The organism is Eggerthella sp. BIOML-A4 (assembly GCF_009875575.1).
GTDB lineage: Bacteria > Actinomycetota > Coriobacteriia > Coriobacteriales > Eggerthellaceae > Eggerthella > Eggerthella lenta.
Map to the genome: position 1 here is coordinate 160,968 of NZ_WWRX01000002.1, position 11,662 is coordinate 172,629.

At 56.7% G+C, this 11,662-nt stretch carries 8 protein-coding genes; 3 read left to right on the forward strand and 5 right to left on the reverse strand.

Translation table 11 applies throughout. The features are described from left to right. Position 1: 1 nt before the first annotated feature. On the forward strand, positions 2-457 hold the full coding sequence (locus GT613_RS02490; RefSeq protein ID WP_114552287.1) for a MarR family winged helix-turn-helix transcriptional regulator: 456 nt from the start codon (positions 2-4) through the stop codon (positions 455-457). 368 nt (positions 458-825) lie between these two features. On the opposite strand, the gene GT613_RS15280 is transcribed toward GT613_RS02490, so the two are convergent. The 4 genes from GT613_RS15280 to GT613_RS02505 form a co-directional block, all read right to left on the reverse strand. Continuing rightward, positions 826-975, reverse strand: coding sequence for a DUF5679 domain-containing protein (locus tag GT613_RS15280; RefSeq protein WP_009305565.1), 150 nt, complete (start codon positions 973-975; stop codon positions 826-828). A 147-nt stretch (positions 976-1,122) separates the two neighbouring features. Next, on the reverse strand, positions 1,123-4,284 hold the full coding sequence (locus GT613_RS02495) for an aminopeptidase (RefSeq protein WP_114550438.1): 3,162 nt from the start codon (positions 4,282-4,284) through the stop codon (positions 1,123-1,125). 141 nt (positions 4,285-4,425) lie between these two features. Continuing rightward, on the reverse strand, positions 4,426-5,748 hold the full coding sequence (locus tag GT613_RS02500) for a hypothetical protein (RefSeq protein ID WP_114556646.1): 1,323 nt from the start codon (positions 5,746-5,748) through the stop codon (positions 4,426-4,428). A 24-nt stretch (positions 5,749-5,772) separates the two neighbouring features. Further along, entirely contained in the window at positions 5,773-8,784 is a 3,012-nt protein-coding gene (locus GT613_RS02505; RefSeq protein WP_021410617.1) for a helicase C-terminal domain-containing protein, read from the reverse strand. An 82-nt stretch (positions 8,785-8,866) separates the two neighbouring features. On the opposite strand from GT613_RS02505, the gene GT613_RS02510 reads away from it, so the two are divergent. Then, entirely contained in the window at positions 8,867-9,511 is a 645-nt protein-coding gene (locus GT613_RS02510; protein WP_021410630.1) for a hypothetical protein, read from the forward strand. A gap of 52 nt (positions 9,512-9,563) precedes the next feature. Here GT613_RS02510 and GT613_RS02515 read toward each other — a convergent pair whose 3' ends face one another. After that, on the reverse strand, positions 9,564-10,505 hold the full coding sequence (locus GT613_RS02515) for a D-alanine--D-alanine ligase (protein ID WP_057385269.1): 942 nt from the start codon (positions 10,503-10,505) through the stop codon (positions 9,564-9,566). Between the two features lie 41 nt (positions 10,506-10,546). On the opposite strand from GT613_RS02515, the gene rlmN reads away from it, so the two are divergent. Continuing rightward, positions 10,547-11,608: a 23S rRNA (adenine(2503)-C(2))-methyltransferase RlmN gene (gene rlmN, locus GT613_RS02520; RefSeq protein ID WP_009305571.1), complete on the forward strand. Its 1,062-nt coding sequence runs from the start codon at positions 10,547-10,549 to the stop codon at positions 11,606-11,608. Positions 11,609-11,662 lie beyond the last annotated feature (54 nt).

Below are 11,662 nucleotides of genomic sequence, written 5' to 3' on the forward strand. Positions count from 1 at the left end.
CATGCGCGAAACGTACAGTACCATCCGCCATCTCCTACATCTGGCGACGGAGCTTGATCGCGCATGCGCGCTATTCCTCAGCACCCACATCAGCATCACCCATGACGAAGCCCGCGTTCTGCTGGAACTGGGCGCGGCTCAGCAATCGTTGCGCCCCGGCGCGCTTGCGAAGCAGCTGAACTTGCAGCCCAGCACGTTATCGCGCGTGTTGAGAAACCTGGAAAATCGCGGCTTCATCGAACGGCACCGCACCACCGAGGATGCGCGTAGCCTATCGCTGAGCCTTACCTACTTGGGAGCGCGCACGGCAAAAGAGACCGAGCAGACGCTTGATCGGTTCTTCGACGGGCTCGGCAAACATTTGGGATACGACGACCTCGACGGTCTTTTGAATGCTTTTCAGGACGCAACCGACTATCTGTCGAGCTGCTGTCCTTCGTGCGAAACCCCATCGTAGGAAAAGACGCGTCCTTTCCCATCTAGCGGGAAAGAAAACCTCGGAGCTACGTTCGTCTGCGCTTCATGCTTCATGCGTCAAGCGGACGAACGCAGCTCCGAGGAAGCTGTCGAAAATCGCGAGCGCCGATTGTTTCACGTGAAACATAAATCGTAAAGTCTCACAACAATGCGACAAGTGTTTCACGTGAAACATGTTGATACGGATAGAGCATCCGTTATCGCCCGCCGAAGACCGAACCCGACCCCTCATCCGCCTCGATCGTTCCTCGCCCTTACTATCCTCATTGATTGCTTCACGTGAAACACCTTCATAATGCAAAAAAAGGACGGCCAAAGCCGTCCTTTTCGTCATCAGTGAGAGCGAGGTTATTTCGCAGCGCCGATACGGCAAATCGTGGTACCGCAGTCGGGGCACTTGCCCTTCGTGATAGGCTTACCGTTCTTCGTCAGGCTCTCAACGGGATCCTTCATCTCTTTCTTGGCCTTGCATTTCACACAATAAGCTTCAATAGCCATGGCTGCAAAAACACCTCTCTGTTCTGTACTTGAGCAGGACGCTTTCATCCCGCACCTTATCGTGGCATACCCTGGCAATAACCAGCGCATACAAACCCGTATTATAAGGCAGGCTGAAAACCGCCCACCGAGGACGGATAGGGGCACCTATACATTCTTCAACAACTCCATAACAAAGTCGGCATTCGTTTCAAGCGTTTGCTCGTCAACGTTTTCTAACACATCATCGCCTTGCGCAAAGAACGCCGGTTTCGCTCCGTTCATGCCTACCAGATGCATTGCCTGGTACCCTTGTTTGATGGCGTAGGAAGCAGCGCTGTCCTTCCATTTGATCTGCGCGCCGCCCACGTTCAAACCGGTGGCTTGCGAAGCCTTCTTGATGTAACGCTTCATACGCGAGGACGTCTTCACCGTCCGGTACATGCCCTCTTGCTCGATCATGCAGAGGTCGCCAGCACCCAAGCCGTCGAGATCGATGATGATAGAGCCGCGAAGCTCCTGCTGATGTTCGGTGATGAATGCGCGCATACCGCCGTTTTGAGCGAGCTCCGAACCCAGCGCGACGAACCACACTTCCGTGTTGATGTCGGGGTTGCGGAACTGGTATATCTGCTTGAGCTCGGCAGGGACGTCGGGATCATCGAAATCGAGGGATTCAGACGATTCGTTCGAAGCGCTGTTGAGGTCGAGTTCAGCCTTCTCCATACGACGGGGCGAGAAAGCTCCGCCATGCCAAGGACGACGCTCGTCAGGCCCGTATCCGTCATCGTATTCGTCAACGCCCTCGTAGTCGTAAGAGCCGTCGAATCCGTCTTCTTCGATCGTATTGTACTGGCCGTTCTCGTAGTCCGCGTTGTAGGGATCCAATTGCGTTGTCGCACCGGGATCGACGACTCCCTCATCCTCTCGGAAGCTTTCCCAGCCGCCGCGCTCAGCTCCCACCGTGCGAGCATCGAAAGACTCATCCACTTCAAGCCACTCCTGAGGCGAAGGCTCTTGGTCTTTGCTCTTACGGCGCAGACGGTCGAACAGACGATGAACGCGCGATTTGGGCATTTCCACGTACCCGGGGCCGGCGAAGGCTCCCGACTCGGTGAAGTTCTGCTCGTAAGCGGAATCATCAGCATCGTCGATGTAGATATCTTCAGGGTCGACATTATCCAGCAGCTCATCGCCAATAGGCGCGAACGTGCCCGTCGCTCCCGCAGGAACGAACGCGCCTGCTGCGCTGACGTTCGAAGTTTTGCCCTCTGACGCATCGGCGCGGCTGATCGAACCCGAAAGCGATGGCAGCATCGAGCGGAGCGAATGCTTCTTCTCAACCGAATCGCCGCTCGCGTTCGTGGCGTTTTCCCCCGATACTCTTTCCGTCGAATCGCCGCTCACGTCGATGGAGGGAAGCATGCTCAGCAGGCTCTTCGCGGCAGATTTACCAGACGTCTCAACATCTGCCAACGGAGCACGTTGCTTCGGCAGCTCTGATATGGGAGGCAGATTCGTAGCCGAAACTCCTATATCAGGCAACACGATAGGCCGATGGGCAGACGTTTCGGCCTGAGGGACGGCTTCCTCGGTGGAAACCTCGTAGCTTTCGATGTCGACGTCGATTCGTCCGCTTGCGCCGATAGGGGCGCCCGTCACGTCCACTCGGTTGCCAGAGCGCTGCATGTCGGCTTGAGCAGCGCGGGCCTCTTCTTGCACCTTGCGCGGATCCAGGAACGAGGGCATGGGAACATCGCTGATGGGCGGCATGTCATCCAGACGAAGCCCGCTTACGTCAATAGGCGGCATGGCGGTTGTCGAGAACGGATCGCCTTGAGCATCCTCGACGGCAGCCTCGTGCGCGGCGCTCGACGGAGCTTGCAAGCCCTCCTCGCCGGACGGGACCTCGTAATCGCCATCGTCAGAGAGACGCTGCGAACCGTCCGCAGCGCTTGCTTCCGTCATGTGCCATTGGGGAGCCTGCACATCAAGAGAATCGTTGCTACCGGAATCGGATACATCCGCCGTTCCACGATCCGAGGGCTTGCTCACCTCGGCGAAACTTCCGGCGCTTTCGCTGTCGGCTGCATCAAGAGCGCTTGCGAAACGAGAGCGTTGCACCGGCTTGTCTGCGTTACGAGGCTTCTTCGCCTTCTCCTGAGCTTTCTTGAACCAGTCCGGAACCCCGTTGCTCGTTTCACCCGCCTGGCTCACGGCATCGTACGACGATGCCGCCATGCCGGCCGTGGCCGCCGCGATGGCGGCCGCCTCCTCGGCGGCGCGGCGAGCTTCCTCGGCAGCTGCAGCCTCGGCGTTCGCCAGAGCCTCCTGCATGGTATCCTCGGGAATGCTGGACAACGCTTCGCGCGTCTCGTCGCGCAACTCTCGATAGCCTTCGTCAGTAGCCGCAGGCAACGGGGGTTCTTTGATCTGGACGAGGTTCTGAGCGATATCCGACGCTGTAACCCCTGAAACGGGCTTGCCTGACAGCGCGGCGATGGCGGCTTTCGCTGCAGCCAGGCGTGCTTCGGGAGTCTGCGGAGCAGGCGCAGGAGGCTTCACGTTAGCGGCTTCGTACACCAGCTGCGCGCCTTCAGGAACCAACCCCGCCTTGCGCGCCGCATCTTCTCCGTGGATCGCAGCATCGGCGTTCGCGGCCAGCTCGGCTTCGCTCACACGGCCTCGGCCTACACGGCGTGCGACTTCCAGCATCACAGCCGTGCCCGCGGCGTTGCAGTTCGCTCCTTCGTTATACGAAGCCAGCTTGTGCAGCAGTGCGAACACCAGGGGCAAAGCAACCAGAACCAGCGCGATGCACGCCAGTACGTTCAACACGATGGCGGTAGCGCCTTCGGCGTTGAGGAATACCACGTTACGAACGATCAGCAGCACTGGCAGGAATACCATGGCGCCGAACGTAGCCCATTGCAGGATGGGAAGAATCGAGAGCAGCGGGCCGTTGAGCTCGGCGTTCACCTTGCCGCTGTCGTAGCGCGACACCACGATCACCTTGCGCCGACGCGATCCGCCCGTTTCGGCCGAGTAGCCGGGCTCGTACTTCGCCACGACGTTCTGGCTGACACCTCGTGCGAAAGCGCGGGACAGCACGGGTCGGTTGAACACCTCGGCGGCGAACAGGAGAGCCGCTAACAGCGTGACCACGATGGACACTACACCCGCCGCTGGCAAAAACAGTGCAAGAATAGTGACTACCAGCGTAGCCGCGCAGCAGATAACGCGCGGGGCTTCGGCTCCGGGAGCTCCGCTGAAATCTTCTATGATTGCGGAAAGACCCGCATCCTTCTGCATCTGCTCGGTAATGTACAACGCCGCTTGCTGCTCTTCTTCAGTCCCCGCAGGACGAGGTCCGATTTCCTGTGATAGATATGCGACGTGATCTAGTATGTCCGGCATACTCTTTTGCCTTTCGTTGATGATTCTACAAGGCACACATAATGCAAGTATACGCTATTTGCTCTCCGCACCCAAATAATCACTAATAAAAGCGTCTGCGCTGCGCGCTTGTAAACGTGCTGTTGAATAGGCCTTTGCAACATCCGCCGTGGCTTCTGCGAAGGTTTCGTCGATGATGACCGCAGGATCTTCGGGAAGCGATTTCGCAAGCACCGCCGCTTCGGCATCGGCGATGTTGTAAGCATTGTTCTGAGCCGTGGCTTCTTCCTTGTTCTTTGCCAGAATCGCATCGTCCGACGCGATGGCATAACCGAGCGATTCCTGACGTTTGCCAATATAATCGAAGTACTGCGAGAAATCAGCCGACGCATACGTCGATTGAACGTCCGAAAAAGCCTGATAAGCCTCATCGAAGGCAGCCAGCGCTTCTTTCGTCTTGTTCTTAGACGCCTCGACGTTTTCAGCCGTCGTCTCGGTGACCAGCTGAGCGGCCTGGCGCGCCAAATCGTCGCCTTTCAAAACGGTTTTCCAAGCACGATCCACCTGCTCGGCGGCGAGCTGAGCCTCCGTCGCGGCGTTCATGAGAAGCTGGCCCTGTTCGACAAGCATGTAGCGCGCTGCGATCGCCGCTACCGTTTGGTTCGCAGCCTCCTTCTCGCGAGCACCGTTCAGCTCCAGCGAGACAGTGCGCGCTTTTTCATCAGCATCCTGCAGCTTTCCTTCGACATCCTCGAGCTGCGCTTGGATATCAACACGCTGTTCATCGCTTCCATCAGCAAAAGGATTCTTCACTACCTCATCGAGCTTTTCTATGGTCTCGTCAGCCTCTTTGACGAGCAGCAACGCATCGTCAAGTACCGCAACGTGTCCTTGTTGGGTTTGATAATCGCGATAGAGGTACACGCCTCCCGCACTCAACAGGCCGGCGCTCACCACCACGACCACCGCAATCGCAAGCCATTTGCTCAGACGACGCCGCGCTTTGCGGAGGGCTATCTCTTCTTCGGGAGAGCGTTTTGGTTTGACAGGGGCAACCGCTAGGGTCGTGGATGGGTTTTTCTCCGTCGAGCCGGACGAACGCGACGGCGGAGCGATCATTCCAAGTTTCGACGTCGGTCCACTATCATCAACCGACACGAAACCGCCAGTTGAAAGCGGCAATCCACGTTCCTTGGTCGGCGTGGGAGCAGGCTTTTTCCGCTTGCCCGGAAGAGTGAAGAGCGAGATGCGGCCTGGCCTGTGCTTCAGGCCGTCGTCATCGCCTTCCAGCGCGTTCTTTGCCGCGTCGAGCACGCTGAACGATATCTCGTTCGACGTGCCGCGCGTATGCCTTTTGATATGCGCGGCACGCGTTATCTTGTCTTCCCTCTTACCCATTCGTACCAGCCGGATCGCCTTGCGTTACCCGTTGTTGGAGCGCTCGAGATCGGATACAATCTCAGCCGCCGTCATCACCTTGATGGTCCTGCTCGGAAGGGAATTAAGGAACGCTTTGCCGTAGCTTTTCGTCAACAAGCGACGATCGGCGAGAATAAGCACGCCCGTATCATCGGCCTTCCTGATAAGTCGACCAGCAGCCTGTTTCGTCTCAAGGACGGCGGCGGGTAGCACGTAGCGCCTCCACGCCTGATCGTCGCGAGCCGCCCGTTCGCACGACAAAGGATCGGTCGGCTTCGCGAAGGGCAGCTTGGGAATGACGACCCCTTTGAGCGTAGCGCCCGGAGCATCGAATCCCTCCCAAAAGCTTTTGAGAGCGAAGAGCGAAAGATGCTCGTCCGCCAGAAAATCATCGCGCAAACCTTTTACCGACACACCCCATTTTTGACACACGACGCGCAGGTCGTCGACTTTGAGTTGGGGTTGCACCTCGTCAAAGCAACGCTCCATCTCGCGACGGTTCGTGAACAAGGTCAGCATCGAGCCGTTCTGCGCACGGTGAACGTCCACCAGCAGGCGCTGCAGCGCGGCAAGATACGCGGCTTCGTTCGGTTCCGGCATATCGCTGGCCACGTACACTGTCATATGAGCGTCGAAATCATAGCTTGAATCCAGCTTGCACATCTGACAGGTCGAATGCTCCGAAGCGTTCAATCCCAGGGCGCTTTCGAATGCGTCGAATTTATCGTCCACCGCCAACGTGGCGGACGCGAACACCGTCGAGTGCGTGCGCTCGAACAACGTCTCGTTCATCGCTTCGCCCACGTTGATCAGCAGCGCTTCCAGCTTTTCTGCGACGCGATCTTTCTTGCGACTCAAAGTGGCCGCATAGGCATACGTTTCCGGAGCCCTGTCCAAGATGATGTCGGCGGCGTTCATCTGGTCTTTGAGCTCCATCGCGGTCGATGCTATCTCGCGCTGGATCTCTGCCGCGCCTTCGAGCTCTTCCAGATATCCCACGAGCTCCTGACACACGCGCACCAGCTTCTCCGCTGCTTCGGTCATCGCTCGACCATAGCTTGCTACCTGGGCAAACGTTGCGCTGGAACGCACATCTGAATTGATCCACAGCTCGACGATCTCGTAGCCTTTTCCTTTTTTGTTCTGATCGAAGAACAGAAGGTTCTTGAGGTGAGCGGAGAATTCCCGCGCAGCATCAGCGTAGGCCTTGCCCGCAGAGCGCGCCTTGCCGGTAAGGGCGTAGAACAGCGAAGAACCTTCTTCCATGCCGGGCACCACCACACGGCGCTCGGCACGCACGAACACGTTACGGGAAGCCTCATCGGCACCGACACGGTTGGCCAGACGCGTTATGTCCTCGGCCGAAAGCGACAACGAGAAAGCCCGACGAGCTTCGGCTTCGGCTCCGTGAGCCTCATCCACCACCCAATAGCGGATCGGCGGCAGCAATCCACCATCTGCTACGAGATCGCAGAACAGCAAACTATGGTTGGTGACCACGATATCGGCCGCCTCGGCGCGCCGGCGCGAACCGTGCACAAAGCATGAAGTACCGAAATAAGGACACTTACGCCGTAGACAATCGTTCGCCGTCGTAGTGATAAGACGACGAGGCAGCACGCGATAGTCGATTTTCAAGCTGTCCATGTCATCGTATTCAGTCTGCTCGATAAACGACAGCAAGGCGGCAAGGGAGGGAGCCTGGGTCTGCTCTTTGTTGCCGAACAGCTTCGTCTGCGCTCCTTCCTCGACGATATGGCCGATCTTACGCAAACAAGGATAGTGCGAGAAACCCTTGAGCGGAGCATACGTCAGAGACGGCCTGTCAGGGTCGGCCAACCGAAGCGCTTTTTCCAATGCAGGCAGCTCATGGTAAACCAACTGATCGAGCAGGGTATTAGTCTTCGTTGCAACGCCGACGGCTATGTTGTTGGCCCGCGCCGTCAACGCGGCGGGAACCAGGTACGCCATGGACTTTCCAACGCCCGTTCCCGCTTCGACCAACAGGTTCTCCGAAGAAGAAAATGCCTTTCTCACTGCCTCTGCCATAGCGACCTGCTCTATGCGAGGCTCGAACTCTTCGTACAACGACCCCACGAGCCCGGTTTCCGAAAAGGCTTGAACGATATCCGCATCTGAAGGGAACGTAAGCGAGCGTTGCGGATCGGCCGCGATATCGTCGGCGTCCAGCTTCGCCGCGCGCTCCAGCTTGCCCAAGCGGTCACGACGAAGGGCGCGCAAAGAGAATCTCAAACTTGGTGTTTCACGTGAAACATCTTGGTTCGCTTCCACCTCGTACTTTCGGGCGAACTGCTCGAATACCATCCTCGTCGACCACTCGTCAGGAGTCGCCATATGGGCGATCTCGCACACAAGCGCCGGCGGCATCGCGGCGACACCTGCAAGCAGGATGCGGAAGATGGCGCAGGTTGCCTCGACGTCGGCATCGGCGCGATGTGTCGACAAAGGCGCGCCGAAAGCCCGTACAAGATCGAGCAAGCGATGCGATTTCATGCGGGGAAGCGCGATTCGCGCAAGATCGAGCGAATCGATCCAGGTATTCTCCAACAGGGGATAACCGCTGGGATGACGCGTGGTGAACGTACGATCGAACTCTGCGTTATGCGCGACCACCTTCGCATCGCCAATGAATTCCACAAGCTTGGCCAGTGCGTCGGCGGGAAGCGGAGCATCGGCGACATCGCTATCGTGGATATCGGTCAGATGCGCGACGTCTTCCGGAATGGGCTTCCCGGGATTCACGAACGTGATGAACCATTCGACGATCTCGCCTTGCTCCATTCGAGCTGCGGCGATCTGCGTCAACTCGTCGTGATTGAACGAGAAACCGGTGGTCTCCGTATCAAGTACCACGACGTTATGGTCGAGATCGCCGAAATCCATCGTCGCTGCGATTTCGGGAAGCGACGCATACCGGTCGCGGACGGCCTGGGAAGTGCCATCGCTTATGAAACTTTGCAGGGTATCCTGCGAGAGCATATTTTGTTTATCCATACCGTCCAGCCTATCATCTATCATGGGATCATACAAACTGTTACGCCGACGTTGACAAAAAGAACGGCTCGAAGGAGAGAATATGCAGGCTGAGCGTTACTTCGGTACGTACGCACGATTCGATACCCTTTCAAAGAAAGATGCTGCAATCCTGCTCGGAGCCGATAATCCTATAGGCGACGTGTTCGAGATCGTATTTCAAACCGACAACGGGGTGTCCACCGCTTGGATGAAAAACCGCTTCGGCGCGCTGATCGGATTTCTCGATGCTGAGCTTTCACGCCAGCTGAGCATTCTCGCCGCACGCGAGTGGAAACTGCAAGCCTTGTTGTCGTTCGTCGCGTTCACCGACCATCCCGAACCAGGCCACTACTGGGGCCAAGTCGCCATCATCTGCTACGATTCCAATCTCGATCAAGCTTTCAAGCCTTTCATAGCTACAACGGTGCAGCGTCTTTCCGATGGCGTGCGACCGGAAATCGATCTCGGCGAGCAAGGTGTCGAACAGGTAATCTCCAGCAATGGTAATTGGACTCCAAAACAGACCGTAGCATTTCCTCCAAAGGAAGCGGGAACGGTGATCATGAAGAGTCGACGTAAAATGTCCGAGAAACTCATCGAGCAGGGGCGCAAAGGAAACAAGGGCTGCTATGCGGTCAGCTGGCTGTTCTTGCTGGCGCTCGTAGCCCTTGCTCTTTTCAGCCTCAAATCATGCGGCGCGTTCTAGTCTTTCTTCAAGAGTGGAATGTTTCACGTGAAACATTCCACTCTCCCGTTTATTAGCTGAGGGCATAACCGATAAGCCGCGTACAGAGTTCCGGAAAAGAAATGCCCGCCGCACGCGCGGCATCGGGAAGCAGCGATGTTCCCGTCATGCCGGGAATGGTATTCGTCTCCAGCGTCCAGCACGAACCGTCTTCTTCCAAAATGAAATCAGAGCGCGAAACCCCTTCGCACGACAACGCGCGGTGGGCACGAACCGCAAGCTCTTGCACCATCCGCGTCGTTTCGTCCGACAGCGGCGCGGGACACAAGTGCTGCGAACCACCGGGAGCATATTTCGACTCGAAATCGTAGAAATCGCTTTTAGGAACGATTTCGATTATAGGCAACGCTTCGACTTCTGCGTCGCCAATGACCGCAACCGTCAACTCCTTACCTTTTATATAGCGTTCAACAAGAACCTCTGAATCGATGTCGAACGCCTTCTCGATTGCTTCGCCGATTGCCGCAGCACCTTCGACGATGAACACCCCCAGTGCGCTTCCTTCCGTGCCGGGTTTCACCACACAATGCGTGCCAAGCTTCTCGACGATAGAATCCACGTCGTAAGAACCTCCCTTCTGCAGCGGCACAGAGGGGGGAGTAGGGATGCCGGCTTGTTCGTAGTACAGCTTCGACTTCACTTTATCCATTGCCAAAGCGCTCGACCACACCCCGCTACCGATATAAGGGAGCCCAATCGTTTCCAAAAGACCCTGCACGGTGCCGTCTTCCCCATATTTCCCATGCAAACAGAGAAAAGCAACGTCGAAAGGACCGTCGATCAAACGTTTCAGATCCTCCTTGTCGGCAGGATCGAGCTGCGTAACGGTATATCCGGCTTCTTCAAGGGCCTCTCGCGCGCCTTCGGCCGATGCGAGAGACACCTCGCGTTCCCCGCTCTTTCCTCCGGCGAGCAACGCCACGCGGCATTCAGACATGCATCCTTCTTTCATCATCCTTGATACGTTCGTTGCAGTATAGCAAAGGGATGTTTCACGTGAAACAATGTATAATGGCGGCTATGGATAAATCAATCAAAACCTATTCGCTGCCCGAACTCGCTTCAGTAATGAAAGAACTAGGGCAGCCCGCTTTTCGCACGCAGCAGCTGCAGGAATGGCTCTACCAACGACATGCGTCCAGCTACGACGAGATGACGAATCTCCCTGGTTCTCTGCGAGCAACCCTTGCTGAACGTTTTCCACTCACGATGCCGACTGTCGTCGATCGTCAGATTTCGAAAGACGGGACGCGGAAATACCTTGTTGAGTTCGACGACGGTATCCGCGTAGAGACCGTAGGCATCCCTTCGCGCAACGGCGATCGCTTGACCGTATGCTTCTCCACGCAGGCAGGGTGTCCCATCGCATGCGCGTTCTGCGCGACAGGCCAGGAAGGTTTCGCGCGCAATCTCACACCGGGAGAAATAGTCGACCAAGTACTTATCGTCCAAGAAGACATGGGGAAGCGTGTCACGAACGCCGTAGGAATGGGTCAAGGAGAACCGTTTCTCAATTACGACAACACCATGGCCGCATTGCGCATCCTTAACCACAAGAAAGGTCTTGAGATCGGAGCACGCCATATCAGCGTCTCAACCTGCGGGATTTTGCCTGGTTTGGAACGCTTCTCTGAGGAACCCGAGCAATTTACCCTCGCGGTTTCACTCCATGCAGCGCGTCAACCGATTCGCGACCTCATTATGCCTAATGTTGCTCGCTACGAATTGCCTTCGTTGAAAGAAGCGCTTCAGAACTACGTGGCGAAGACAAACCGCCGGGTTACGCTCGAATACATCATGATCGAAGGCGTGAACGACGCACCTGCCGACCTTAAGGCTCTTCAAAAGTTCTGCTCGAATCTTCTATGCCACGTCAATCTCATCCCTATCAATGCAATAGAAGGTTCGGAATTCCAACCGAGCTCGCCTGAAACGATTAATCTATGGCTTTCCGAAATTTCTAAGAAAGGAACGGAAGCTACGCTGCGCGACTCCCGCGGTTCTGATATCTCCGGCGCCTGTGGCCAACTGAAAAACACCTTCAAGCCTTGCAACTGAAGTGTTTCACGTGAAACACTTCAGTTGCCTACCGTTGCAACGGATATACAAGAG

Bases quoted from the DNA above. Each gene is read 5' to 3' on its own strand.
- GT613_RS02490 (WP_114552287.1), top strand. From the start codon at position 2: ATGCGCGAAACGTACAGTACCATCCGCCATCTCCTACATCTGGCGACG.
- GT613_RS15280 (WP_009305565.1), bottom strand. From the start codon at position 975: ATGGCTATTGAAGCTTATTGTGTGAAATGCAAGGCCAAGAAAGAGATG.
- GT613_RS02500 (WP_114556646.1), bottom strand. From the start codon at position 5,748: ATGGGTAAGAGGGAAGACAAGATAACGCGTGCCGCGCATATCAAAAGG.
- GT613_RS02505 (WP_021410617.1), bottom strand. From the start codon at position 8,784: ATGGATAAACAAAATATGCTCTCGCAGGATACCCTGCAAAGTTTCATA.
- GT613_RS02510 (WP_021410630.1), top strand. From the start codon at position 8,867: ATGCAGGCTGAGCGTTACTTCGGTACGTACGCACGATTCGATACCCTT.
- GT613_RS02515 (WP_057385269.1), bottom strand. From the start codon at position 10,505: ATGATGAAAGAAGGATGCATGTCTGAATGCCGCGTGGCGTTGCTCGCC.